The sequence below is a fragment of the Burkholderia sp. SCN-KJ genome (assembly GCF_024656005.1).
In the GTDB taxonomy this organism is placed as follows: domain Bacteria; phylum Pseudomonadota; class Gammaproteobacteria; order Burkholderiales; family Burkholderiaceae; genus Burkholderia.
Genome location: NZ_JANKOG010000020.1, coordinates 38,627 through 64,612, shown reverse-complemented (window position 1 = coordinate 64,612; position 25,986 = coordinate 38,627). Strand labels below are relative to the sequence as shown.

Sequence of the window (25,986 nt, the reverse complement as noted above, 5' to 3'; positions counted from 1 at the left end):
GCTTTGATCACGATGGAATTACCCCATCCGAATCGGGAAAGACGCGGTAAGCGTCGAACGCACACATCGACTCATCGATGAAGCGAGGATCGATCAGACCTTGCGACGCCTTGTACAGCGCGTGCTCATAGACCGTCTTGCCCGTCATGTCAGCGTCCGAGAAATCCGTCTTCCGGCCCGTGCGCCAGACCTGCTCCGCACCTCGCCAGTCGCGCTCTGCGACGCGCTCGAGGAACTCTGGAGTCGGGCGATACAGTTCCATCGCGAGCGTCTGTCCCTTGACGCCGGCGGCTACTTTGCCGGACCGCGTGAACAATCCCGGGCGTCGGCAATGCTCGCACCCGTCCTCATCTCGACATGCCATGGTCGACGGGTCGAGTCCGAACTTCTGCTCGAGAGTTGCAATCTGCTGCGGCGTCAAGACGTCACGTGCCGAGCGCTTGCAATGCGGGCAAAGCTTCGGAATCAGCTTCTGGTTGCCGACAGCGTTCAGGAAACTGCCCGACGCCACTTCGTCCATCGGCAGCTTCAGGCGGCCGCCGACCAGCCGCATCACCGCACCGAGAATGCTGTTGCCGTGAAGCGTCGCGCGAACCGGGTGTCCGGTCAGCGCCAGTTCCGCAACGAGGCCTGCGAGCACGGCATCCCGTACCTCCCCGATCGTCAGGTCGTCGGGGTCCATGCGCATCAGCGTGCGGATCACTTCGACAATCTTCCGATTCGCGTCCTCTTCGGTCTCGCCCGGTCGGCGCTGAATCGAAATGTCGGACAGCCACGGAGCGGGCACTTCGGACGGCTCATTGACAGCGAACTGCTTGATGCGATCGCGATTGGGGACGAGGTAGGACATCGCGCGCAGAAGCGTGGTCTTCGCCGAGCCAGTCTCCCCGGTCAGGAAAGTGGCACCGCCCGTGACTTTGCCCAGGCTTTCGATGATCGCCAGCTGGCTTGGCTCAAGCCCCATCTCGTGCGGCAGCAAGACGTTCACATGCTTGAAGTTGCCGTCAAGCAACCGCAGCGCGACGTCGAATCCACCGACGAGCGGCGCGCTCTGCCAGCGGATATTGACGATATCCATGTGTGCGACGAGCGGGATCATCGCGGACTGCGGCGCAGTCGGCTGGAACGTCTCGCCCGAGTTGGTATTTCGCTGGACGAGGTCCTGATAGGCGGCCGACAACGAACGGCGCACAAGTGCCTTCGGCATCTGCCGATATGAGTACAGGTCGCCGTCGACACGCAGCCGGAGCTCAACGTCCTCGGCGAAGTCTCGGTATTCCCAATGCACATCGCCGGCACCGTATGCCTTGGCAGCCTCAATCACATCTCGGAAAACCCCAATCGCGCGGGACGCCTCCGGCACGAACGCAGACGCGCGCTGCTTCTCCTTGCTATAGAGGGCCGCAATCACGTCCTCTTCCGCAACCATTTCTTCGTGAATCGAAATATCTGCGCGCGCGAGGTCCTTCAGATAGGTCGCATAGAGCTGGCCGTCGTGGAATCGCTGCGTCGCGACCACGATCGAGATACCGGCCTGCAGCTCAACTGCGATGAACTCGCGCCGAGCCGCATCGCTCACGGCGAGCGCGGCATTCGGGTCGCGTTGGCACAACACGCGTTTGAACGTCAGGGATTCGGCAGACACAAGCCGTGGGCGCCCCGTCTCGATCGCCATTTCCGGCCCCTCGGCGAGATCCATTCCGATGCGCCGAACGGTCGGCGGTTCGTCGTAGCCGCTGCCCTGCTGCAGGGTGGCTTCGTCAGCGGATACCTCCTCGACCGGAATGCGCGTCGATTCCTCCGGCGCGGCGGACGCGCCCTTGGCAGTTTCAGCACCTGGTTCAATCGCTTCGTCGGGAGCCGGTTCTTGACCGGTTTGGACATTGGACGACGAGGCTGCAAAGTCGCCATTCGCTTCCGAAGCCTGTGCCGCCGCTTCCCGAGCCATTGCACCACTCTGTATCGCGGCCGCCGCCCCTTCCGAGGGCGACGTACCAACGTTCTCACCCAGAACCTCGACGTCTTCGATTTCCTGTTGTGCCCGGCGCAACATCATGCCCATCGTCATCGGCTGGCTATGATTTGCCTGTCGAGGAGTGACAGGCTTGCTCGCGGTCTTGAAACGCGGCTCACGCGGATCCTGCACGGGTGCCGACTCACCATCGTCGGTCGGCTCCCGTCCGACGATGGGCATCGCCGCCGCCGAGCTGTCCACGAAACCCGGCTTCAGCGCCTTGAGGCGGCCGAAGAAACCGCGCTTGGTCGGCTCCGGCGTTTCCATTTCCGAGAAGAAGCTCATCGGGTGCCTCCAAGGGGGATACCCGGCAACGGTGCGCCTGGGGGCAATGGCGAGCTCAAGTCCACCAGCGAGCGAACTGCGGCCGTCGCCGGCGACATCTGGACTGGCGCTTCGCCACGAATCGGCTCTTTCCACGTCCGCTTGCCTTCCGCCACGGTGACTGCGTAGCCGTCAACAGCCTTGACGCTCCAACCGTTGAGCAGCGTCGCACCGACGCGTGCGGGATAGATCGCATCGCGATACGAGTACAGGACATGTGGGCCCGCTTCATCGTTGAATGCGCCGAGAAACGAAACCGGCTCAGCATGGGCTCGAGTCGGCCGCATCGGTTTTTCGACGGGTTTCGGTGATTCGTTAGCGGCAACGCCGCGAGCGGCGATGCCCGGTTGCGGTTGAGACATCGCACCCGGCGGTAACATCCCGGCACCCGGCGCGGTCCCACCCAGACTACGAACAACGTTGGCTCGCGCCAGTTGGTCGATGTCGTCGATCGAGAGCTTGGCGCCGACGGGGTCGGCATGTGCGGACACGGCGAAACCGGCTGCCGCCGCCGCGATGAGGACGTGCTTAATCAAAGACATAGTATTTTCCCTTCGCGGTGAAGTGGACGCCGTAGGGCGAATCGCCGGTATCGCTGCTGGTCGTCGGCCCGACGCCTTCTTTGAGACGCAACTCCACCTTCAACGACTCAAGCGCCATGTTGGCGGGCAGCTTTTCCAGGAGCGGCGACTGCCAGCGGAAGCCTTCGATCGTCCAGTCGCCCTGTTTGATCAGACGGCCGATATGGGCGCCGGCGCCGGACATCGCAATCAGCGGTCGAGCCTCGCCAAGCGAAACGGTGTATCCGTACGAACGCAGCTCATACGGCTGCGCCGACATCCGTTGCGGTGGCGTCTGCAACTGGTCGATGAATGCTTGTGCGGAGGGCCATTTAGTGGATTCGCTTTGTGTCAACGAGGCGACAGCAGGCACCGCTGCTCCGCGCGAAGTGAGCGTCAGGCCATCACGCGCAAATGCCACCGGACGCATGCCTGCGGTTGCGGCCTGATCGAAGCCGGAGAAGGTGCCGCCATGACGGCGGAACGTGACCGTGCAATACCCCGCCGTCTGGCAGTTCGCTTCCTGAAACAGCCATCCCTTGATGACGGTCTCCGATCCGCCCACGGCCGCCAGTAACGCCGGCGCAAGCGCCGACGCACGTGGTTGAGGCTTAGCGAACGTCTCCTGCACGGCCGCAGCGTACTGTTCAGCGAACGTGGGTGCGCGAGGTGGTGGCGGTGGAGGCGAAAGCACGTCCATCAGCTTCGGGACACCAAGGAATGCACCCGCTACGATCGCCGCGACCGGGAGTATGGTCGGGACCGACACGGGCAGCTTCGAGATGCGACCGACCTTCCGGTTTGCGAGCAGCTCGCTTGCCTGAAACGGTTCATCAACGTCGCCGATCCTGTCGCCGATGCCGAGCGACACAAGCGACAGGTTGCCCTTCAGGCATTCCTGCTCGATCTCGAGACGGCGCGACTGCGCGGCCTCTGGTGTCAGTACCTCATCGCTGCGCACCGCACCACGCACCACAAACACCGTGTAGACGCGCTGGTCATCCTGCAGCAGGACCAACGCCGCGGCTCGGTTCTTGATGCGATCGTGCAGCGCGACGCGCGCAGCACCCGAGTACAAATGAGCGCCCTTCAACTCCGACATGTCCGGCATCGCGAAGCCGCCAATTTGCTCGGTGCCGACCTTGAATTCGACATAGTGCGTTGCACCGAACGCATCGGCATAGCGTCGACGCTCGGCCTTGCCGCCCTTCACCGGGTAGGCCCGCCAGTCGATGCCGAATACAAGGCGTGCGCGCTTGTCGGTCGGCAGGGGTTCCGTGATGTGCATCATCGTCATCACATCGACGGAACGACCGTCGCCTTCAGCATGATGATCTGGAACGTCTTCGCCTTGTTCCAGCTACCCGTGATGCCGGCGATGCCAGTGTTCGTCGTACTGTCGGCCTGATCGGTGATCGCGCCATAGAGCACGATGGTCTGCCCGTCCGACAGTGCGATCGTCTGGTCGTCCTTCGTGCCGATCGTGTGTGCCAGCTGGATCTGCTGCTGGGTCTGACCAGACCCGGCGCCCGCGCTCGTGAACGGGCCGTTGAGTTTCGAGCTATCCGCCCAGTACGCGAGGACGATCTGGTTGTGATCGTTGACCGCAGGCAGGACGTTCACGAAATCGCCCGTCGTGATCGTGCCCGGCGTCAGGCCCGGCACACCGCCGGACGTCGCCGTCAGTGAGCCGGACGACGGCGTGGTCGAGCGCAGGTAGTCGTCGCTCTTGAACGACGCCACCGACACCGGCAGGCCGTTGAGCGTCATTTTGGTCATCGTGTTGTCCTGGACAGTGCGCCCGTACTGGTTCAGCGCATTGACGACCGCATTGGTGCCGGAGAACGGCGCATCGGGACGCAACACCGACACCCCGACTGAGCCGCCACCCGTGGCAAGCGACGTCGGCGACGTGAAGCTGATTGCATATCGCGCGAGGCCGGCGTGCATCGCGTTGAACACAACGTCCGCGTTCATGCCCGCCTGGCTGCCCCTGTTCAGCGCAATCTGGATCGTGCGGACCGTGATGGCCACCTGACGCGTCGAGATCGCGTTCTCGTGCTTGAGCAGCTTGCCGATGTTGTCCGCGGTTTCCTTCGTGTCGTACACCATCACGAGTCGGCTCTGCGGGTTCACGCTCACGCGACCCATGGGCGACTTCAACTTGTCGATTTCCGCCGTAATCGCCGCGATCTGATCGAAGTCGCCTTCGCGGCCGGTCGACGTCTGCGCCGAGAACGATCCCGTATTGCCGCCCGAGCTGCCACCACCGCCGCTGCCCGACTGATTGCCGGTCGACGTGTCCATGCCCTTGCTCATCGTCGATTTGATCGACACCTTGCCCGGAATCGCCGCGATCTGGTACATGCGCGTGACGAACCGATTCACGTTGATCGTGCTGCCGTCGAAGGACCAATCGAGGCCGAGATCGGTCGTCATGTTCTTCATGTACATCCCGGCTCGACCGGTAAACGCCTGCCGGTAGATCGGCTCCTCGGATCGCGCGGCGCTGTTCTGGCCTTTCGACTCGGTTTGCCCCGGCACCAGCGAATCGCGCGGCACGAACACATCCGGGCTCAGGTGCACGGGATAGCCGGTCGCGGTGGAAATTAGCGTGGCGATTTGCTTGATACCGAGGTTCGCCGGTAGGGTGACCGTCTTGTCGCGGAACACCGCAGGCAGCGTCGCCTCATAGGCGAGCGGCACCAGCCGGTCACCGAGGAAAGCGGTCGGCACGTCCTCGACGAGCGCCATCGGCGTCGGACCTTTCCCGAGCGCATCTGAGATCGTGCGATGTGCGGCGTCGTAGCTGTCGTTGACGTCCTGCTGCGTCACCGCGCAGCCGGCGGTCATCAGGGCGGCTGCGATCGCGATCGTGGATTTCAAAAGGTGAACGCGCATGGTTCTCAGTCCTGGCAGTTGCCTGCGCGTGCGATCACGCGGATGACGTTGTTCGAATGGCGGCAAGCACGCGTCGGCGTACGCATATGATTCGTCGCCTTCATCACCTGCTGTAGTACGGAGGTGAAGTCGCCCGTGAATGACGCGTTGAATTCAAGGGGCAAGTCGTCGTCGATCTTCCATGCCAGTTGCCAGCCGTGCTGCTGCAGCCAGCGGTCAAGCGCGTCGCGAAGATTGACGTCAGCCGGCGTCACGGAGAACGTGAGCGTGCCGCTCGCGGCGGGTGCACTGGCACCCGGCAACTCGACTGCAGCAACGTCGGTCGACGACGCTGGCGCACTCGTGCTCGCCGGCATCGCCTGCGCCGGCTTCGGGCTTTCGGCGGCCGCCGATGGTGCTTTCGGCGCCGATGCCAGCACCTGCCAGCCGTCCGCATCAATCGAGCTCGTCGTTGCTTGAGGTGCCGCAGTCGCCGCGGCGCTGAGCGCGACCAGTGCTACAGCTACGATCGCGCGTGCTCGTGCCTGATTCGAATGTGTCTTCTGCATGGTTACCGACCCTGTTGCATAAAGCGGCGATAGATCGCGCTGGCGTAGACGAGCTGCTTGGACGGCGTCACCGCGTTATAGGCGCCGACCGCCTTCCAGTTCGGCCCGAAACGGCGCACGTTCGACGCGAGGATCCACGCACCGACATACGCGCTCACGCAGCCGTTGAAGAGGTGTTCGCGACGGATGCCATAGCGGGACAGCGTCGGCAGCCACGACGTGTTGATCTGCATGAGCCCGATGTCTTCGCTTCCGTTCGTGTTCCGATTCACTGCATTGGCGCGCATGCCCGACTCGTGTTGCGCGATGACGCGCAGCAGCCGTGGATTGACGCGATGAAATGCGGCCGCGTCATCCAGGCAATCTGCGCGCGCCGGCAACGCGGCGACCACCATCACGGCGGCGGCGATCGAGACGATGTGCTTCACGACGTTGGCCCTCCGCTCGCCTGCAGCGTTGCGTCCGGCGTTTCGCGATAGATGACTTGCTTGCGGCGCTTGACGTGGATCGTGTTGCCGTCGGCCGTCACGGTGAACTGATCGGACGTGCCCTCGAACATGAAGTAGCGCCCCTTCTGCTCGCCGATGCCCAGGTTCCGCACATCCGTCACGCCGACCCGCACGACCGATTCCGCGAACTTGAAGTACGTGCGGCCCTCGCGATCGAACACGGCTTCGAGCTTTGCCGGGTTCGGCTGATCGAAGTCGTAGACCGTCTTCGCGTCGCGCGTCACCTCGACGCGGCTTGTCGCGTCGGCCACGGTGAAACGTTCCGCGCGGTCGATCGTCATCACACTCTTGATCTCATCCCAGCTGGTGCGCAACGCCTTCCCATCCGGCGTCGTGAACGTGACAGTCTTTGCCGGTTTCGCCGTAAAGCGGATCTGCATATGCGTGTCGTCGCCATCACGGATCGCCTGCGCGCCAAAGCGCTCGGCCAGCCGGGACACCTGTGCAGGCTCCGCGGTGACACGCGCGACGACGCTGTTCAAACCGGCCTCGTCGGCATCGCGGCCGGACGACGCATAGTTCAGTGCGGCGGACTTCGGCGGATCGCGATGCAACCGCACATGCCGCCCGCCGAAATCGACGTCCGCATACAGCCCGGTTTGCGTCATCAAGCGATCGAGCGCCTGCATCCAGTTTTCGCCATCACGCGTGGCGAACAACTCCGAAGTCGTCAGGTCGACGTCCTTCTGCGCCGACCCCGTCCACCCTTGCGGAACGAGCGATTTGACGACGTTGCCGACCGGCATCGATGCATGAAGCGCGCGAACCGGCGCGAGCGCGGAGCGCGTGCCGATCAGCACCAGTCGGTTCGTGAAGCCATCGAATCCAGCCGGTTGATCGTCCTTCATTGCAGCGAGTGCGCCGGTGCCGCCGATGAAGGTGTTCGCCTTCTTCCATCGGGCCGTGGCCGAATGGGCACCGACTTTGTACGTGATCGACGCCGGTGTGCCTTCGACGACGACATACGGACCTTCGGTATGGCCGCCTTCGGCGACAATGACTTGTCCCGCGCGAGGCTGGATATAGGTCTTCGCGCCATCGTTGAAGATCAGCGCTGGCCGCTCGGAGATGCTGCCGAGGATGTCGTAGTCGAAATCGAACGGGTCCGTGTTCGCCGCCGATGCGGCCGCGCACACGATTGCCGACGCGGCGCACGCGAGAATCTTGGTCGTGTGCTTCACAGGCCTGCCTCGATCAGGGAAAGGTGCCGAACGAACCGCGTGAGGTACGAACGACCGGGATTGGGATTCGCGCTGTGGTAGTAGGCGATCGCCTTCGCGACCGAGTCGGTTCGCGCAAAGTTCTCGGTGAGGATCGCTTCGGCTACCGCAACGTTGGACGCGGGTGCGAGGGCGTCCCACGCCGACGCGAAGCGCTTGCCGTGATACCGCCAGTTCACCTGCATGAGGCCGACATCGAAATCCGTTCGCCCGCGAGCGAGCAGCGCCTCGACCGCCTTGTAGGCTTCCTCGCGTGACTCGAAGAAGAAGCCCTGACCCGCGACGTTCAACGTCCACGGCCACGCGCGGCCACGGTAGTTCGATTCGTTCAGCGCGATACCGGCGAGGATCTTCGGATCGACGTTGGTGTGCAGCAGCTCGAACGGCACGACAGCCCGGGAGCACGCCCATCCACCTCGCCGCTCGGCGAGCGCAGCTTGGGCGCCGTCATCCAGCACGAGTGGCTGCAGCCAGCCCCGGTCGATGAACAGGTCGTCGAGGGCGACGTCACGCCCGTCGATCGAGACCGTGATACCGGCTTCACGTGAGCTGCGCACGGTCTGGCCAATCAGCGGCGACGCCCACTCGATGAAAGCGTCGAGGCCGCAGTAATAGACCGGCTTGCCCGGCAGCATCGCGACCTGGCGCGTCGCGCCGTCTTGAATCACGATGCTCACCGGGCTGATCACCCGCGCGATCACGGCCGACTGAGCATAGGTGCTCGCCAACGCGATCGCCGCAAAGAGAACCATGCGCTTGATCATCGCGCCCCCCGGTACGGCTCGAGCACCATGTCGCGATTGATCTTCATCATGAAGTGCCGTTCACCCGGCTTCGAGGTGATGGTCGGTGGGATGTTTTTGTAGCGGTCGAGCACCGACTGCGCCGTTTGCGCCGCGATCTGACCAGCCGTGCCGCCTACTTGAGTGACACCAAGCGGGCCCGTCGTCGTGCTCTGATCGCTATTGCTGAACGTGCGAACCAGAATCGCCGTCAAGAACGAGGTCGAGTAGATCTTCAGGAAGTGGTTGTTCACGTCACCACTGAAGCCGGCCGTGCCATCACCGTTAGCACCTTGCGCGCCGTACAGCGGGACGTGTTTGCCGTTCGGCAGACGCATCTCCGCGCCGGCGACGAGAATGGACTCCTGCCCCGGCTGAATGTCCGAGCTGTAGGGCGCAACGATCGTGGTGCCCCACGGAATCACCAGGCAACGCCCATCGCCATTGTTTGCGTACACGTCGCTTTCGACGATCAGCGATGCGGTGCCGGGACGATCCGAGTTGAGCGCCTCGTTCGAGAGAACCGGGATCTTCGCCGGCGGCGACAGCGTGCAGCCGTGCGACTGGCCAACAAAGCCGGTTCGCGCAAAGTCTTTGTCGCCCTCGCTCAGCTGCGCGACGTCGCGCATGAACGCGTTGTCGCGCTGTAGAGTCGTCACCGGTCCGGCAGCCTGGCCGCCGCGCAAAGCAAGTGCAGCAGCCTGCGCCATCGCTTCTTTCGTTGCTGCGTCTTGAGCGGCCGCCTGCTGGAGCAGCATCTGTTGCGGCGAGATGATGCCGTTCGGCAGTTGCGGCTGCTGCGGCTGGGCGTCCTTCACCTTGACACCCGGGCGGAAGATCGGCGAGACATAGATCGTGTCCTGGTCATTCGCCGCTTTGAGCTCGCCGGTGCTTACGCTCGGCAGGACCGCGTCCGCCGACAAGGTCGGCTTCTTCGAATTCGTGGCAGCAGCGGCGCTTGCGGCCGCTGCTGCTTCCGCAGCGCGCCGACGGGCTTCGGCCTGTTGTTGCTCGATGATCTTGTCGACGTCAGCTTTGTCGGCGTTGCTTTTGTCGACCGCTTCGGCCGCTCGTTCACGCTTTGCCTTCAGCGCTTCTGCCTCTGCCTTGTTGGCTTCGAGCGTCTGCGTGTAGAAGCCCAGCGAGCCGATTGCAACGGCGGCAATCGCGCCGATGGCAATCATGACGTTGCGCGGCACCTTGCCCTTGAACAAGGCTTTCTCTTCCGGGCTGCTCGGGTCGATCTGTTTTGCCATGCCGACCTCAGAACCCGAACAAACCGCGGCGGCCGCGCGTGATCGTGACTTCCTCGCCCGGTCGCGTGAGCTTCACTTCATCTGCCAATCGCTGGATGACGATGTACGGGCCGCGGCGGATAAAGTTCGGGCTGACGATGTCGCCGCCGTCCTTGATGGTCGGCACGGCGAACGGCGTGCGCGGCGGCATCCTGATCCAGATGAACGTACCATCGTCGAAAACCGTCTCCGGTTTGAGCGAGCTCGTGCCGGACACGGTGTATTCAAAGTTCAGCTTGTCGGGCGGAACGCCAATCGGCCCGGAATCGGATTGACCAGCATGGTCCGCATCGCGGTCGTCGTCGGGAGCGTTTCCGCGCGTTCGCACCTTCGCCATCAGCGAATTCGGGTAGTTGAAGCGCACGTTCTGGTAGAACAACCCGCCAAGCGGCGACGAGACGAGCGTCAGCTCGTACTCGCGCTTGTTCGTGCTCAGGTGCAGCGTGTTGACGAGGCCGGGCCTCGTCGGCTTGACGTACACGTGGTTTGCACCGTCCGTGTCGATGACCCATTGCACCGAGTCACCCATTGCCGGCTCGCTGATCAGGCTCTCGCCGCGCTCCAGTTCAATCGTCGTGAGTTTCAGCGGTGCCGTCATCACGCGGTAGATTTGGTCGCGGCTATACGGGAACACCGCCATGCGTGCGTCGCCGGGCATCGTGATGGGATCGGCGCCAGAGTTGTACGGGTTCACCGGGCTCATCGCGTCGCCGATGATGCTGCCGACATCAAACCCCGGGATCGGCGAGACAGGACTCGCGGCAGTCTTTGCGGCGAACGCATTGGCCGACGCCACGATCAACGCGAGCGCGCCCCAAGTCAGGAGGGAACGGGGTCGTTTCATGCGCCGGTTTTTTGGAGAGTGAAGAACGGGTAATAGAGACCGTACGGATTCGTGCCGAGTACGTCCTCTGCGGTCGGAGGAATGATCTGGTAGCGCATCGTCAGCGCGAAGCGGACATCGATGGGCTTGTCGGTGGGCGATTGCCGGGTCGAGGTCGTAAATTCGACGACGACGGTTGAATCCTCCAGCAGCGAGACGTTGGTGACCTTCGGCTCGCGGACCAGCTTCGGATTGGTCGTGATCTGGTCGAACGGCTTGTCCTCGCTGATCCACGACGCGAACTGGTTCTTCGCGTTGCCGACCATCTTGGCTTTGACGGCGTTGATGTTCTTGGCGAGGCGTGAAGTTCGAATGTCGTCGGTGAGGACCGGCTCGATCGTGAACCAGTGCTCGACATCCTGTTTGATCGCCGTACGTTTCGCCTGGTCATCCGGGTTGTACGCGGCCAGTTGCTTGACCAGCGGATTACCGCCGGCATCTGACGAGACACCATAGGCCCGCACAACCGACGGCGGCGGTTGCCGCGTGTACACCGCTCCACCTGCGATGATCGCGAGGACGAAGCAGAAGGTCTTCCAGTGATTGGCTTCGATCCGCAGACGCGTCCCCTGGTCGAAGATGATCTTTTCGGGATCCTCGTTCGAGTAGTGGCCGGGCGCCGGCGACAGGGCGACCTGCTTCTTGCTACGGGGAAAAAGTCTGGGGAGTCGCATCACGGAGTTCCAATTGGGACGGATCAATTGGAACAGGCGAGGCGACAACGGCACTTGGGAAAAGGACCGTGATTTCAGGGGCCTTTTCGAGACGCCGAGAATCGCTGGCCATCGGTGCGACTGCGCGCAACCGGTTGAGGGGCGTACGGCAAAAAGCCCCACGAAAATCGTGAGCTTTTGGGTCTTGCGTTTACGACTACATCGATAGAATTAGTGCGCCATCGTTGCACGCGTTGCACGCAGCACTCTGGTGGTGACGAGACGGCAGTCATTCGCAAATCATTGTTTTCGCACGATTCTCGACCCAGTCCGCGTTCGAGGAATCCTGATGCACCCCTCAACCGGTTGAAGGGCATTTTTCAGAAACAACAACAATTGACGATCAACGATCGTCGACTCCTATGACCTGTTCCAATTCGTGTAATAGTTCGGCCGCTGAGAAAACAGGCATCCCGCGAGATCGCTTAGCCGCGATCGCGCGACATGAGGATCTCCGCGGGGCTGGCTCTCCACCCGTTGCGCTGGGCACGTTCTATCGGGAGCAGTTGGATCGGCAGCTTTGGCCGAGTCAAGCAACGATGGCCGCGGACTTCAACGTGTCGAAGGCCATTGTCACACGGTCTATCCATGCCTCGTTGCTTCCGCCCGAAGTGATCGCCTGTTTCGGCGGACCATGTCAAGTCTCATACCGGGCAGCAGAAATCGCTACGAAGTTGATTCGGGAAGTTGGTAAGGACCTTGTCACGCGAAGAGCTCTAACGGTGCCGGCCAACATTGCTCCATCGAAAGTGATATCGATACTGTCTACGGGCGTCGTCCACGCCGGGGACAGTGTCGAACTTCGATTGTCGCTAGGTGCAAACGGCAGGCATCTCAGAATCGATGCGCCTCATATCAACCTCGTGGTTCCCCATCTTCCCCTACTGCAAGATCTGCTGAACGCTCTCCTTCTCTCGGTCCTTCCGCGCAGCCGCTGACGGTATTTGCCGATCAGGTGACAGATTCCGACCTCGAAGGAGTTGCCAGACGATCGGTGACATTATCCGACCTAGTGCTTTCGGCAAACTGCCAGAACGAAATAAGTCGCCGCAGCGCAATAGTGACTGTTTCCGACCTAAGGCCTATCGAGAGGTGACATTTTCCGACCCGTGGCTACAGTCCCTAAAGGTGACGGATTCCGACCTGCTGGCTTACCGCGAATAGTGACATATTCCGACCTTCTGACTCTAGGCCTCAAAAGTGACGTTTTCCGACCCGGCACGCCGTCCCAAAAGGTGACGTCATCCGACCTGCACGCAGGACTGGTGGTGACAAATTCCGACCCGTTTGGTGTTTTGAGAAGTGACATATTTCGACCTGAGGCCGAAGCTCTTCTCTTTCGCACGCTGGCATTTCGCGCCAACAGTGACGTTTTCCGACCCAAGGCCGGGTCCTTTCTATGACTTCTTCCGACCTGCAGCGATGGTTTCTCCGACGATGAACCACCCAGGGTCAGTGGACTGGTCCTCATAGTTTGCAGTAACGGTGACGTTTTCCGACCCGGCAGTTCGACCCGTCACTGGCACGGGCACCTATTCGGTCAAAGGTGAGTGAGTACTTAGTACCTCTCGGCTAGTGAGGTCGGAAAGCGTCACCTTTTGCGCTGGCAAACCCGTCTTTACGGGCAATCGGATGCGGACTGGAGGTCCTGCAGGCGCATTGAGGTCGGGAAATGTCACTTTTCAGTGGTCCGGCGTGCGCTGGAGGTCGGTATGGGGGTGGGTTTTGTTGTATAGAAGCAACTTTCAAACGGTGCTTTTTGTAAGACAGTTTGTAGAACCGTTTGTAAAACCTTTTGTAAACGCTGTGCTCCGTCGCGCAGAGCCGTGTCAGCTAAGGCTCTGCGGGACCTCACAGTCGAGAAACTGTGACGTTTACCGACCTGCCGGTGACGCAATCCGACCCTAAGTAGACACAAAGCGGGCCGGTGGTGACAAATTTCGACCGTTATCCACAACGGTGACTTGCACCCTGAGCATGTCACCTTATAATTGTGACACTCCCCGCTGAAGGTCACCTTTGTGAACAAAAAGGCAAAAAACCAGTCCGAGCCCGCTCAGGTCGAGATCGTTGAACTCGAACCTCTCCAGATCGAGCCATTGGACGAACCTCCTCTGGATGGTGATGGCCGAGTGCGGGGGACTGTTGCCATGAGCCGAGCGCTGGTCAATGCCCAGCAAGGCCTGACCCTCAACGAGAAGCGAGTCATGATGGCGGCGCTGCGATGCATAGACAGCAAGAAGTCGCCGTACTTGCATGGTAAGGGTAACGGCTATGTGAGTGTTCGTGTTCGAGCCGACGAGTTCGCCGCCCTTGCAGCACTTGCTCCGCGGTCCGGCGAGAAACAGGCAACCGCTGCGTACGAGGGACTGAAGGAAGGCTGTGCGAGTCTTCAAAAGCGTCAATTGACGTATATGGATGGCCCGAGGAAGGTGGTACTGAATTGGGTGTGGAAGGCGGTTTATCACGAACGAGAAGGATGGGCAGAAGTTTCCTTCTCTCCGGATTTAACGCCCCATATCTTCATGTTGCAGCGGCGTTTCGTCTCGTATCAACTTGAGTTTGCCCGAGGGCTACAGTCACTTTACTCGTGGCGGCTCCTCGAACTGTTGATGCGAGAGCGGGATCGGGGCAGGCTTCTGATCACGTTGGAAGACTTCCGGCACGTGCTTGAAATCCCGGCGACGTACCGCTTTGCCGACATCAAGCGTCGGGTGATTGAAACCGCTGTGAACGAGCTGAACGCAAAGGCGGATCTTGTAATTTCCTGGACACCGGTGAAGCTCGGCCGCGCTGTGAATTCGCTCGATTTCAAGTTTATCCAGAACCCGCAAAGCCGCCTAGCGCTGGACGGCGAGTTGCCCTTTGAAGAATCAAGTGTAGCGGCAACTGCCGGAAGCTGAAGCGCGACGGTCTCGCAGTAGTTCCGTCGCGCTACATTGCTTGTAGTACGGCACGGGATGAATGCCACTCTAGCTGTGTTGCCTACCCGGTGGACATATACCTGGGTGTCGCACATCCCTACTTCAGTTGGTGGCCGTCTTCGGCAAGGAGCTTTTTGAAGGCCGCAACGTATGCCTCGGCTTTTTCGGCCGAACCTAGAGCGAGGTCCAGACGGACCTTCCCGTCGCCCCATTCCTTGATCGCACCGATCTCGGCCCCTTCAACAGTTGACACCTTGTACTGTCGCGAAAGGGACTTCCGTGGGGCCCGGCCATTCTCGAGACTTTCGCGTATAGCCTTCACCTTCTGAAACGGCAATTCCTCGTCACGAATGCGCTCGGCAAATGCCAAGGTGCGCTTCTCGTCCGATGCCTTGAGGAACAGGGTGAGCTCGTAGCTAGTTGATAGGCCGAATTGTTTGGGATGCGAACCGATCACGTCCAGGACTGACTGCGGCAGATCCAGAAGCGCGAGAATTTTGCTGACCTTGGATTTGCCCTCCTCCACCAAGACCGCCAGCTCGTCATTCGATTTTGCATGACCCTGATCGAGAAGTTTCTTGTACCCGAGTGCAACGTCCAAAATTGTTTCCTGCTCGCGCTCGTTGTTTGCGGCTCGAGCAAGGCGGTAGAAATCTATCGGGTCCAGGCCTTCGAGAAGCTTCACATCCAACGTCTCGGAGCGATTCCGGAGCGCACCAAGCTTTCGGAACTGGCCGTCGATCAAGATTGCGCGATCCGGAAAGTCGGGGTGGCGTCCGGCAAGCACAGGGACGAGTTGGCCGTCTCGGGCCATTGAGGCTGCGCGCGCGGCGATGAGCTCTTCTTTGTAGATAGTGCGACTGTTGAGCGGGTTATCGTCGATATGGCTTATTGGCATTGTTATATACCGCGCCTGCACCTTCCCTGCTTGCTCCAGGCTTGCCAAATACGCTTCTGCAGCCGATCTTGTCGGGGCAGCGACATTCTCATTGGGCTGATCCAATAGGCTGCTTCGGCCGCTCAATGCTTCATCAACGCGGTCGAATCTCGAAGGTGTCGCCGTCTCTCGCATTGTCTGGTCGCGCTTTACACCGGCATTAAGCGCCGCAGAGAAGTCCTTCTTGCTCATGCACGCACCTCCAGAACTTCAAGAATTTCGTCGACAAGATCATTCAGCTCTTTGTGGGCGGCCTTGGCCGAGCGGAGTTGAAGGACAGTAGCGCCAGATACCTCTGCTTCCTTGTACGCGGTGCGGAAGCCGAGCTTCGTTTTCAGCATGGGAAGCTCATCGTCTCCTGCTGCAGCTTCAAAGATCTGCTTCACAATCGTGACGTTCTGGTTCATGTTTGCGAATGAACGAAGCTTGAGATCCGGGTTGCGAATCTGCGCCTCCATACCTAATTTTTTTGCCTCTTGAACCGCCCAGAGGTTGCCGCCCGATGCTGCGATGGGAATCAGTCCCAGATCGGAAATAAGAAGGGCAACAGAGGGCGCTGCCGATTTAATGGCAGGTGGACAGTCGATGACAATAAAATCATAGTCATTCACGTACTTTGCAATCTCCCGATCCGGCCTGGGACTTAGCGCCAGGTTCGAAATAGCTGCCGGGTACGGTCGATCATCTGGGGCCGCGCCGACTGAGAGTGTCGCGGTGCCCTGCTCGTCCAAGTCGACGAGCATGGTTCGGTAGCCTCGCAGGCCGAAGGCACCCGCGATATTGGTCGAGGTCGTTGTTTTCCCCGACCCTCCTTTCTGGTTGAAGACGGCAATGATTTTCGCGGCCATGCGTTCTCCTTATGCACTCGGTGCTCGAACAGGAGCAGTTTCTACGTAGAAACTGCTCGCCAAGCGAACTGCCAGGGATATTAGGATGCCACCCGAAAAACATCAAGAAAAAACAACACGATTATGGGAAATTCTAGGCTCCGGTGCGACACATCAACCGAAACTTGTAGAGTGGCGTACTTCCCAGGAGTAGTTTCTACGTAGAAACTGGGGTATTGCCAGCAGCACCTTTGGCGGCTTAACGGTGCGGTGGACGGGACGCGAATCGAACGCAAACGGGGCAATTGCCATTCTCTTGTGCGACCTCTTTGAATCGTGCGCAGTTTTTGGCCTTACGTCCTAGCGCCGCAGTGGCCAGTTTCTACGTAGAAACTGCCGTCGCGTACTGCGGGCTCGAAGGCAACTTTTTGCGGTCGGTACCGGTCGGAGCGGCGCTCGGAGAGTTCTTTTTGGATGCTCAGAAGACGTTCAGTTTCTATATTGAAACTGACTCGTCCAAGCAATTGCAGACGTCGGGATCAATCTTCAACGCGCGCGTACTGAGCGTGACGCCGGATGTTCGCAGATCTAGTTTCTATATTGAAACTGCGGTCGATGCCGTCGGTGATGCCCCTCGGAGACTTCTAACCTGATGCTCGCGGGGGGGGCGTTCAGTTTCTACATGGAAACTGATCGGGCTAAGCAGTTACAGACATTGATCAACCGACAAAGCTCGCATGCTGAGCGTGATAGTGAATGCTGGCAGATCCAGTTTCTACGTTGAAACTGCGACCAGCTTGCACGACGGAAGCAATCACGAACCGTTTCGCCGGCGGAGACGATGGAACGCCGACTGATATCTCGTCGTTATCGGATTGTGGGATCCAAAGCTTCGATTTTTTTCTTATATACTGACTGTCCGCTACGCGCCCGCGGATGGTCGCAGCGTACACTCCGTCGCAATGTCCAGGATAATCTGCGGGATCATTGGCCTGTAAGGACGGAAGTCGTAGATCATCTGGTAGATCGATAACTCCCACGGAGTTAACTCCGACTTAATCTAGGAGAAGTCAGAGGTGGGTCGTCATCGCCACCGTTGATGATGTTTCGTCGGACACGTTCAGACTGGCGGTCAAAACAGCAATGTTGGCGTCGCAGATACTTCCGATTCTAGGGCGATTCGCCATCAATCGATTTTGATGACCCGAGCCGCGCTAAGCTGTAGCTAATCTAAGGAAGGTCTCGGCCTCTCGGTATTGGCGGCCAAGCTCCGCAGTCGCGTAGATCGATGTGGTGTCGAGCGAATCGTGACCGGCAAAATTTCGGGCGCTCTCGAGACTCATGCCATTGGCCAGCGCATGCGACACGAACGTGTGTCGCAGCGAGTGCGGACTGGCTGCGCTGAAAGCGCGTGCGTGTGGCGAGTCCTCACGCAGTGCCTCGGCAGTTGCCATCGCGAAAAACTGCCTAACCGCCTTATAAAGTTGAATCGGATGGATCGGTCCGGTTTGCCGCGCGCGTACCGCGAGCTCAGGCGCCGGATCGGTTTTGCTGGCCTTCGCCGCGCGCCGGATTTTGCCGATCTCGGCATTCGACAGCAGCGCCGGGATCAACGGAGTGGTGGCAGGGCAGGCGAGGGGGGCGCGCGGCAGGCCGCGGGATTCCAGATAGTCGCCCATCAAGTCCAACACCGCCGGCACCAGCGGCACGAAGCGTTCCTTTGCGCGCTTGCCGACCACGCGCAGCAACCGGATCGTCCCCAATTCCGGCCCGGCGTAGCGCTCCTGCACATCGTCCGTGAAGGCGCCGCATAACTCGGCGCGTCGCAGCCCCGTGCTGTACGCGAAGCTCAGCGCGAAGCGCCAGGCATCGGATGTCAAGCCGCGCTCGATCTGCAAGCGCGACTTCGCGGCCACGCGTCGTTCGTTGCCGGCGGCGTCGTGCGTCGACCCGGTGAACACGCGAACCTTCGCGAACGCGTTGTGATCCAGGTACTGCGCGTCGACCAGCTCACCGAAGAATTTCTTGAGCGCGGACAGCGCGTCCTGCCGGCTCTTGACCGATAACGGCCCGCGGAACGGCCTCCAGCCCAGATCACCGCGATGCGCGGTGCCCGTCATGACCCATTGGCTCGCAGGCTGCGGATCGGTCAGGAAGCCGTTGATGTAGTCGCGCGCATCGTCCGTGTCGAGGCTCGACAGCGCCTTGCGCTTCACGAAGATCGACCAGAGCAGCAGCCGCTCGGCTTCGGTGCGATAGCGCTGGCGCGTATGCGGGTTTTCGTAGTCGGCGAGCCAGAATTCGATCGCCTCGCGGTCGTTGTTGGCGCAGCTGTTGTTCTTGACCAGATTGCGGTGGATGCCGTGCGAACCGTCCATCTCGGGCGGCAGCAAGAAGCGCTCGAGCGGCACGATCGCGGTGGCGGGACCGGCCGCGGCGAGCCGCGGGGCGGGCAGTGTGGATTCTGACGGGTGGGTGTGCACGCCCGGGCCCAGCTGCCGGCCGGCGACGTCGCCGTGGTGGGCGAGCCACGCGGTGATGCGGCGCGTGCCGACTTCGCCCGAGAGCGGCACGCGTCCGTGCAGAGAAGTAAAAGTAGAGGCTCGTTCCTTAGGCCGCATATTGACCTAGTACGACCTGGCGCGACTGCGCCGTTGCTTTCGCTTCGGGTCGGCCAGAAGCGAATGTCGAAGATCTCGTAGGTCTGAAAGGAATCGCTGAAACCTTGCGGTAAGCGCGAGCTGCGTCTCGCCGTCGTGAAACAATCGGTGTGCAATCGAGAATCTTGCGGGATCGCCGTACGGCATGGCGTAGGGCGGGTTTAGGAGGTGATTTTCCGAGGATGTTTCACGGAGGGGCGCGTTTTGAAAGGCCAAAACAAGTCCAAATCGTCGCGGCGTCCGCACCACAGCCCAGGTCAAGAGAAATGTATCAACCACTATGTAATTTGTAGTGGTTGCCATCGTCGCCCAAATGCTCGCCTCGCTTTTGTACTGCAACTGGAACATTGACCGGAGTCGCCATGATCCCACCATGTTTCAGAAGGGCGGTCAATGCCGGTCGTCCGTTCGGGACTCATCGGTTCGATGTCTTCGGCCCGAAGGTGGCCCGTCCGCTGACGCTCTACGGCTGGAACGCCCTTCATCTCTGGCTGCGCCGGGAGGCAGACCCGTGCGTGATTACATATTGCGAGCGGCCGATTCATATTCCCAGGGCACGTCCGATGCGCCTGGTGGACTTCTGGGTGCGAGAGCAGGCGGCGGAGCGCCTATTGGTGGTGCCGCGCCCAGCGGAAGCGGCGGCAGACGCTCAAGGGGCTCGGCTCTTCCCAGCCTTCGAGACGTGGAGCCAGGTGCAGTCGATGGCGTTGCGAATGCTGCGCCCAAGCGAACTCGACGATCCCGAGTTGCTGCGCCGAAATCGGCTTACGATGCTTCGCCATGTCGCGGCGGCTATGCCGGTTGGGCGGGGACGTCTTCGCGCCCGACGTCTTGGAGGCTTGTCGAAACAGTTTGACGCTTGCCGAGCTCGAGCAACGCTTCGCCCCGCTCGACCCGTCAGTCCTGCGTGCGGCGGCATTCGGGCTCGTGCTCGGTGGCGCCTTGCAATGCCCGACGCTTGCGACACTGCCTGTGGGGCTCAACAGTACCTTGGTGGCGACATGAGATCGATCGCATTCGGTGCGCTGCATTTCGACCGTCGCTCCATTCCGGCGGACTTGAGCGATATCGCCGGTTGGCCGCATGCCGACGAGAATGCCCTGTCGGAGCAGGCCCGGGAGCAGTTGGAGAAGCGTCTGCAGGCGATGACGCTGTTCGTCGACGGACAGACGCCTTTGCGCGAGATCACGCGGCAGACCGGTGTTGGCTTCGACGATCTATATCGTATGTTCGAGCGCTGCGTCGCGCCGCACGACGATGGCCGCATATTCGGGTGCCGCGCGTTGATCCCGTATAAGCACACCCGTGCATAGAAGCGGTGTGCGCCCGTAACCGGCTTCGACCAGCCAGCCGAACAGGCTGTCGAGGATCAGTACGGCCTGCTTGACGCTGACCGGATCGAGCGGGCGGGCAAACGGTCGCCAGCGCGGGTCGCGTAGCGGGCGCCATTCTCCGTCATCCAGATCCGGCTCAGCTGGGGATCGCCCAGGAACCCCCGGTAGCGCGTCAGATCCTCGAGCGTGAGCGAGCGGGTCGGTTTGAGCTCGGCGATCACAGTCCAGATCGGGTGACGCCGGTCGGGCGCGGCCAGGAACGCCCGAAACGCGCGCAGATCGTCTTGTGTGGTCGCGCCCGGTCCCGCGAGCGCGTCGGCCAGAGCCCACAGCGGCCGCCGCTCGGCTTCCGTGCGGTAGTTCGCGTGCGTGGTCGGGCGATCGAGACGTCCACTCCTCCGATCGAGGCGCCGGCGCGGCGCCCGACGCTGCATCGGACGCCAGCTTGGCCGCCGAGATCGAATGCCTGAGGGCCGCCTATCCGAAGACGCGCGAGCTGTACCGTGAGGTCTGTGCGCTGCTGTTCTTCCGCTTCGGGCAGGCGCCGACCGCGAACCGCCTGTATCAGTTGGTGCGCAAAGGCAGAATGGGCATGCCCACCGAAGTGGTGGCCGAGTTCTGGGTCTCCCTGCGTGAAAAGTGCCGGGTACGGATCGAGCGGCCGGACCTGCCCCGGGATCTGCAGGCGGCCGCAGGCGAACTCGTCGCGGCGCTGTCGGACAAGTAGAACACGGCAGCCGACGCCGCGCTGGACGTGGTGCGCCGCGAGCTTGCCGACGAGCGCGAGGCCGGCCGAGAGGCGATCGCCCTCGCGCGCGAGGCGACGCTCGCTGGGCGAGAAGTCGACCTGGTCGCTGCGCAGGCGCGGATCCAGGAACTGGGCCAGGCGCTCGCGGGCAGTGAGGCGTCGCGCCGCGCGCTCGAGGGTGAGGTCCTGCGTCTGCAGGCAGAAATTCGCCAACGCGACGCCGCGCTGGTCCAGGCTCGAGCGGACTTCGCGCGGGAGTTGGAGAAGCTGCGCGAGGCGGCGCAGCGCTCGGAAGCGCGTTTGCTGGCGGCCGAGAAGCGTGCCCTGTTGGAGATCGAGCGCGAACGCGCAACGGCCGCGTGATTGCAAAAAGAGCTCGATGCCGTGACACGCCGGGTCGAACAGCGCGACGAGCAGCATCGGGCCGAAGCGAGGGCTTGCGCACCCAACTCGGCGAAGCGCGTCATCAAGTCGGTGCCTTGCAGGGGCGGCTCGAGGCCGTCGAGGCGAGCCGCGTCGCAGACACCCTCGAAATCAACACCCTTCGGCGGCAGCTTTCCGCCGCGCTAGTGCCGGCCGCCGAGGCCACCACGAAGCCGCATCGCGAAACTCGCGGTGGCGCTGCGCACGCCGCGTCGCGCCAAGGGATTGGGGGCGTGAAACTGTGCGACCGCCGAGGCAGCTGAGTAACCGCTTGCGGCCGAAATGCGATGCGCCGGGTGCTCGGCAATCGGGCGCCTGCAGCCGAGGACGACAGTACGCAGCTGCGCACGTGCTGGAGGTCACGGCGAGTCTCCACTGTCGGGCGAATAATTTTACAATCTCGGTGCCCGAATCGTGCCGCTGGCGCCGGGGACTTTAATATTGCGGCGGCCAACAGCTCAAAGACCAATCCTTGCTCGAATGCGAAGTACTAGAAATGTAACCAAAATTGTGACTGCGGAGCACTGGCTATATCCGTTGCCGTTCTGGGCGCGGCAGGTCGACGATGACGACAAGATTCCGACATTCCTCGTGTTCCAAGGTGGTGGAGCGAAGGGCATCGTCCACGTCGGGGCCCTGACAGCGATTGAAGACGAAAAGTTGTCCATTCATGGTGTAGCGGGAACCTCTGCAGGGGCGATGGTGGCCGCGCTCGTAGCGGCTGGCTATAAGGGTCGTGAGTTGTTCGACGCGGACACGGAAACGCATATTCTCGGCGCGCTCGGTCCAAAGCTCGGTTTCACTAAAGCCATCGATTTTTTCGGCTGGGGTCCGTGGCAGCTGTTGCGGTTTTGCCGTATGGTCGCCCCTCGCTTCATTGCCTTCGTTGTTGGCGCGTTCGCCCTTGCGTTTGCTGCACTTTCGTTTCTCGACGGTTCCCACCCCGACATTGCCAAGGTAATCGGTGTTGTATTGTGTTTGGCCGCCGTGGGACTGGGTTACTGGTTGTCGACGGGCATCACCACAGTAAGACGCGTCCGAGATTTCATTGAGCATGCGCTCGAGCGTAAACTGCGAGCCAAACTTGGCGACGCAAACCTGAGCGGATCGCGTGGAATAACCTTTCGACACTTGGCACAGGCCGGAGGCTTTCCGCTAAGCATCGTGGCAACGAACGTGACGGATAAATGTGGCGAGGTCTTTTCCTTTGAAAGAACGCCCGAGGTTCGGGTGGCTGATGCGGTTGCTGCTTCGATTTGTCTGCCGGGTGTTTTTCGGCCGTGGCGCTTCTCTTGCACCCGCCGCACCGGTATCGATGCGGATACGAAGGAACGGCGGTTCCTTGACGGTGGTTTCATCTCGAATCTTCCTGTTTGGACTTTGGATGCGGCGCGCGAGCTCGTTGACGATAGCGTGACGATCGCATTTGGCATCGTCCCCGACAAGCCCTTTGAACAGTCGCCGCGAGAGGGGCATTGGCTCGGTGCGATCGGTTCTTCTGTCATCGCTGGAACGATGGAATTGGATATGCGAGGGGTAGAGAACGTTGTACATGTGCCGATCGCGTGTAAGCTCAAGTTGCTTGACTTTGATGCCGGCGTAGCCAAGTTTCGTGACGCGGTTGCGCAATCGCGGGTTGCAGTTCGTGAACGGCTGAGGGAAGACTTAACCGTTTATCCGTCGCTCATGGATGAGGCCTGCGACGACATTTGTGGTGAAGTGAAGGATATGATCGCTGCGACGACGCAGATCTGGGCATCACAGGCGGGGTTCAAGGTGAAGGCGGCACTGGCCCTTCAGCCTCGAGGTCACTACGACGGTCTCGCGGTTCCGTATGGATGCGGGTTTGAGGCGCCGCCCGACCCCGACGGATATGTATCTGACGCGTGGCAAACGGGTCAATACGCCTTCGTCAATCTACCTAGCGACGGTGAATGGGCGGGGTCGTTCTGGCGTTTGACGGCGCCATGTTCACGGCGGCGCAACGGGGGTGAGCTTCCTCGGATCAACGGGCGGCTCGAGCGGCCTCTGGTGATTGTCGTCGAATTTGCATTAGATCTGCAGCCCAGTGCGGACCCGACGTCGCCCGCGTTCGCCGCCTTCGTTGGTAGCTTGAACGGGACCGTGCTACAGTATGTCAACGAAAGTGGCCTTTATGACGCCGTCCAGCGGAGCACTTCCTCACCATGGCACTAAATAAATTTGGCATCTACCGTATCGGCAAGCGAGCTTCGGCCGGCGAGGCGATTGGAAAGGTGTCCGTCGACCCGGGCGCAATGGTGACACGGTCCTGGCAAGTGAAGATTGCCGAAATTCCGGTGAAAATCGTCGGAACGGCCGCTCTTCCCGACGCACCCGTCGTGAAAGGGTACGGGCTCTACAAGTCTTCCGGATTCCGGGCAGCGAAGCTTAGGTCGAAAGTGGATCAGGCACTTCGTGAGTCCGATCAGGCCCGCGAAGAGGCGAAAAGCTCGGGCGACATGGTGGTTATCGCCAGCTGATTGTTGCATCGAACAACGACGAAAAAAGGGCGCGATGGCGCCCTTTTTCGTTTCGCTTGGTCGTTGATTCGTCAAGAGAAAGACCGGGTCCAACGGCGGAGCGCTCGCTGTCTATTTCGACGCGGAATAGCATAAGCGCGGTTGCTTTTACTTCCCCAGCGCCGCTACTTTCTCTTCATCGCACGCCAGTGATAGCACCCGCACCGGCCCGAGAATTGTGTGAGCGCTGGCCGGGCGGAAAACGTTCGCGATTGCTCTTGGCGAGCGTGGCTGCGACAGGTGTAAGCCGGAGTTCATTGGTGGGCTGCCCGCCGCAGGCAGTGGTGGGGCGGAGGCCAGCGATTTGCGTGTGTGCAGTGGGATGAGGTAGGGTGCAGCTTTGACTTTGTTGCCGAGGCGGTTCATGAACAAGCAGGAACTCATTGACGCGGTCGCAGCGGGCGCGGGCGTCAGCAAAACCGACGCGAGCAAAACCGTCGAGGCGGTCCTGGACGCGATCACGGACGCGGTGAGTCGCGGCGAATCGGTACAGCTGATCGGTTTCGGCGCGTTTTCGCAGGGGCAGCGCGCTGCCCGCACGGGACGTAATCCGACGACGGGCGCGGAGATTGCCATCCCGGCCGCGAATACTGTGAAGTTCACCGCCGGCAAGGCGTTCAAAGACGTGGTGAACGCACTGTGACGCAGCGCGAGGTCGGGCAGGCCGCTTATGCGGGACTGCACCGTGAAATTGCTGATGTAGTCGCGTCGGCGCGCACGGTGAACGCCCTGATGACGGCGACATATTGGGAGATCGGGCGACGAATCGTCGAGTTCGAGCAGGGCGGGGAGGGACGGGCCGCGTATGGCGAGGCGGTGATCCGCCGTTTGGGCGCCGATCTGTCAGAGCGATTCGGTCGCGGCTTCGGATGGCGCAATCTCGCACAGATGCGCGCCTTTACTTGACGTGGCCTGCGGATCGGATTGTGCAGACACTGTCTGCACAATCCACGCACGCCCGGATTGTCGCGACAGCGTCTGCAAAATCAACCAAGGCGGCGGTGAAGGCGCCGCCGGGCGTGGCGTTTGAGCTAAATTCTATCGCTCAGGCTTTTCCGTTGCCCTGGTCCGCCTACGTTCGCCTCCTCGCGGTGAAAGCGCAAGCTGCTCGCGACTTTTACGAGGCTGAAGCGTTGCGTGAGGGCTGGTCTGTGCGGCAGCTTGACCGTCAGATCAGTAGTCAGCTCTATGAGCGGCTGGTGCTGCCACGCAACAAGGCGTCCTTGCTCGGAAAGGCGGCTGTAGCGCAACCCGGCGATCTTCTCTCGCCTGAGGAAGCGATCCGCAATCCGTTTGTCCTCGAATTTCTTGACATGAAGGACGAATATTCGGAGTCGGATCTCGAAGCGGCTTTGATCCAGCACTTGGCGGACTTTCTCCTCGAGCTCGGTGATGACTTTGCGTTCATAGGTCGGCAGCGGCGTTTACGGATCGATGACGCTTGGTTTCGAGTCGATCTCGTGTTTTTTTCGCCGGCGCTTGCGATGCCTGCTCATTATCGATTTGAAGGTCGGGCCCTTCAGCTATGCTGACGCGGGGCAGATGCATCTCTACCTCAACTACGCGCGTGAACATTGGATGAAGCCCGGCGAAAACCCTCCGGTTGGCTTGATTGTGTGTGCTGAAAAAGGCGCGGCCGAGGCGCATTACGCACTCGACAACTTACCGAACAAGATACTCGCAGCGGAGTATCAGACGGTCCTCCCGGATGAGGCCACGTTCGCGCGAGAATTGGAACGTACCAGGATCGAACTGGAGCGCCGGGGCCGCAAGGCGTGACTTCCCGTCCGAGGTTCCGAGGTGCTTAAACACGCGCGGATGGGCGAATACGATGAAGCGGTCGC

23 protein-coding genes and 1 pseudogene are annotated in these 25,986 nt (G+C 61.1%); 9 read left to right on the top strand and 15 right to left on the bottom strand.

Features of this window, described 5'->3' with window-relative positions; genetic code table 11:
• Window positions 1-7 precede the first annotated feature (7 nt).
• From NQV17_RS27775 to NQV17_RS27725, 11 genes are read right to left on the bottom strand one after another with little or no spacing between them, the layout of a single operon-like run.
• The gene (locus NQV17_RS27775) at window positions 8-2,299 is read right to left on the bottom strand and encodes an ATPase, T2SS/T4P/T4SS family (protein WP_257774722.1); all 2,292 of its coding nucleotides are present in this window, start codon (window positions 2,297-2,299) and stop codon (window positions 8-10) included.
• A complete protein-coding gene (locus NQV17_RS27770) occupies window positions 2,296-2,880 on the bottom strand; it encodes a hypothetical protein (protein WP_257774721.1) in 585 nt (194 codons plus the stop codon). The genes NQV17_RS27775 and NQV17_RS27770 overlap by 4 nt, the downstream gene beginning before the upstream one ends.
• Complete coding sequence (locus NQV17_RS27765) at window positions 2,867-4,189, bottom strand: hypothetical protein (RefSeq protein ID WP_257774720.1); 1,323 nt, start codon at window positions 4,187-4,189, stop codon at window positions 2,867-2,869. Before NQV17_RS27765 ends, NQV17_RS27770 begins: the two co-directional genes overlap by 14 nt.
• Before the next feature lie 5 nt (window positions 4,190-4,194).
• Window positions 4,195-5,799, bottom strand: a complete 1,605-nt coding sequence (locus NQV17_RS27760) for a type II secretory pathway protein (protein WP_257774719.1) — start codon at window positions 5,797-5,799, stop codon at window positions 4,195-4,197.
• Between the two features lie 5 nt (window positions 5,800-5,804).
• Window positions 5,805-6,347, bottom strand: coding sequence for a toxin co-regulated pilus biosynthesis Q family protein (locus NQV17_RS27755; protein WP_257774718.1), 543 nt, complete (start codon window positions 6,345-6,347; stop codon window positions 5,805-5,807).
• A 2-nt stretch (window positions 6,348-6,349) separates the two neighbouring features.
• Window positions 6,350-6,742 carry a lytic transglycosylase domain-containing protein gene (locus NQV17_RS27750; RefSeq protein WP_257774787.1) on the bottom strand — a complete coding sequence of 131 codons (393 nt, stop codon included), beginning with the start codon at window positions 6,740-6,742 and terminating at the stop codon, window positions 6,350-6,352.
• Between the two features lie 29 nt (window positions 6,743-6,771).
• Window positions 6,772-8,037, bottom strand: a complete 1,266-nt coding sequence (locus NQV17_RS27745) for a TrbG/VirB9 family P-type conjugative transfer protein (RefSeq protein WP_257774786.1) — start codon at window positions 8,035-8,037, stop codon at window positions 6,772-6,774.
• Window positions 8,034-8,840, bottom strand: a complete 807-nt coding sequence (locus tag NQV17_RS27740) for a transglycosylase SLT domain-containing protein (RefSeq protein WP_257774717.1) — start codon at window positions 8,838-8,840, stop codon at window positions 8,034-8,036. The genes NQV17_RS27745 and NQV17_RS27740 overlap by 4 nt, the downstream gene beginning before the upstream one ends.
• On the bottom strand, window positions 8,837-10,114 hold the full coding sequence (locus NQV17_RS27735; protein WP_257774716.1) for a TrbI/VirB10 family protein: 1,278 nt from the start codon (window positions 10,112-10,114) through the stop codon (window positions 8,837-8,839). Before NQV17_RS27735 ends, NQV17_RS27740 begins: the two co-directional genes overlap by 4 nt.
• A gap of 7 nt (window positions 10,115-10,121) precedes the next feature.
• Window positions 10,122-10,997 (bottom strand): TrbG/VirB9 family P-type conjugative transfer protein, encoded by an 876-nt coding sequence (locus NQV17_RS27730; RefSeq protein WP_257774715.1) that lies wholly within the window; start codon window positions 10,995-10,997, stop codon window positions 10,122-10,124.
• Complete coding sequence (locus tag NQV17_RS27725) at window positions 10,994-11,710, bottom strand: type IV secretion system protein (protein ID WP_257774714.1); 717 nt, start codon at window positions 11,708-11,710, stop codon at window positions 10,994-10,996. Before NQV17_RS27725 ends, NQV17_RS27730 begins: the two co-directional genes overlap by 4 nt.
• A 2,060-nt stretch (window positions 11,711-13,770) precedes the next feature.
• Here NQV17_RS27725 and NQV17_RS27720 point away from each other — a divergent pair.
• Window positions 13,771-14,652, top strand: coding sequence for a replication initiation protein (locus NQV17_RS27720; protein ID WP_208001330.1), 882 nt, complete (start codon window positions 13,771-13,773; stop codon window positions 14,650-14,652).
• 118 nt (window positions 14,653-14,770) lie between these two features.
• Here the strand turns inward: NQV17_RS27720 and NQV17_RS27715 are convergent, their stop codons facing one another.
• The 3 genes from NQV17_RS27715 to NQV17_RS27705 form a co-directional block, all read right to left on the bottom strand.
• Window positions 14,771-15,802: a ParB/RepB/Spo0J family partition protein gene (locus tag NQV17_RS27715; RefSeq protein ID WP_060320187.1), complete on the bottom strand. Its 1,032-nt coding sequence runs from the start codon at window positions 15,800-15,802 to the stop codon at window positions 14,771-14,773.
• Window positions 15,799-16,458 carry an AAA family ATPase gene (locus NQV17_RS27710; protein WP_027791981.1) on the bottom strand — a complete coding sequence of 220 codons (660 nt, stop codon included), beginning with the start codon at window positions 16,456-16,458 and terminating at the stop codon, window positions 15,799-15,801. The genes NQV17_RS27715 and NQV17_RS27710 overlap by 4 nt, the downstream gene beginning before the upstream one ends.
• A gap of 1,193 nt (window positions 16,459-17,651) precedes the next feature.
• Window positions 17,652-19,010: a site-specific integrase gene (locus NQV17_RS27705; RefSeq protein WP_257774713.1), complete on the bottom strand. Its 1,359-nt coding sequence runs from the start codon at window positions 19,008-19,010 to the stop codon at window positions 17,652-17,654.
• A gap of 1,088 nt (window positions 19,011-20,098) precedes the next feature.
• Here NQV17_RS27705 and NQV17_RS27700 point away from each other — a divergent pair.
• Window positions 20,099-20,410: a hypothetical protein gene (locus tag NQV17_RS27700; protein WP_257774712.1), complete on the top strand. Its 312-nt coding sequence runs from the start codon at window positions 20,099-20,101 to the stop codon at window positions 20,408-20,410.
• A 56-nt stretch (window positions 20,411-20,466) separates the two neighbouring features.
• Here NQV17_RS27700 and NQV17_RS27695 read toward each other — a convergent pair whose 3' ends face one another.
• On the bottom strand, window positions 20,467-20,865 hold the full coding sequence (locus NQV17_RS27695) for a hypothetical protein (protein ID WP_257774711.1): 399 nt from the start codon (window positions 20,863-20,865) through the stop codon (window positions 20,467-20,469).
• 11 nt (window positions 20,866-20,876) lie between these two features.
• On the opposite strand from NQV17_RS27695, the gene NQV17_RS27690 reads away from it, so the two are divergent.
• From NQV17_RS27690 to NQV17_RS27660, 7 genes and pseudogenes are all read left to right on the top strand, one after another.
• Window positions 20,877-21,158, top strand: coding sequence for a DNA-binding protein (locus NQV17_RS27690; RefSeq protein ID WP_257774710.1), 282 nt, complete (start codon window positions 20,877-20,879; stop codon window positions 21,156-21,158).
• A 27-nt stretch (window positions 21,159-21,185) separates the two neighbouring features.
• Window positions 21,186-21,542 carry a hypothetical protein gene (locus NQV17_RS27685; RefSeq protein ID WP_257774709.1) on the top strand — a complete coding sequence of 119 codons (357 nt, stop codon included), beginning with the start codon at window positions 21,186-21,188 and terminating at the stop codon, window positions 21,540-21,542.
• A gap of 74 nt (window positions 21,543-21,616) precedes the next feature.
• The gene (locus tag NQV17_RS27680) at window positions 21,617-21,865 is read left to right on the top strand and encodes a hypothetical protein (protein WP_257774708.1); all 249 of its coding nucleotides are present in this window, start codon (window positions 21,617-21,619) and stop codon (window positions 21,863-21,865) included.
• A 274-nt stretch (window positions 21,866-22,139) separates the two neighbouring features.
• Window positions 22,140-23,798, top strand: a complete 1,659-nt coding sequence (locus NQV17_RS27675; protein ID WP_257774707.1) for a patatin-like phospholipase family protein — start codon at window positions 22,140-22,142, stop codon at window positions 23,796-23,798.
• Window positions 23,789-24,103 (top strand): hypothetical protein, encoded by a 315-nt coding sequence (locus NQV17_RS27670; RefSeq protein WP_257774706.1) that lies wholly within the window; start codon window positions 23,789-23,791, stop codon window positions 24,101-24,103. The genes NQV17_RS27675 and NQV17_RS27670 overlap by 10 nt, the downstream gene beginning before the upstream one ends.
• 403 nt (window positions 24,104-24,506) lie before the next feature.
• Complete coding sequence (locus tag NQV17_RS27665; protein ID WP_257774705.1) at window positions 24,507-24,785, top strand: HU family DNA-binding protein; 279 nt, start codon at window positions 24,507-24,509, stop codon at window positions 24,783-24,785.
• Window positions 24,782-25,921: pseudogene (locus NQV17_RS27660) on the top strand (YhcG family protein). Before NQV17_RS27665 ends, NQV17_RS27660 begins: the two are co-directional and overlap by 4 nt.
• The last annotated feature ends 65 nt before the right edge of the window (window positions 25,922-25,986 follow it).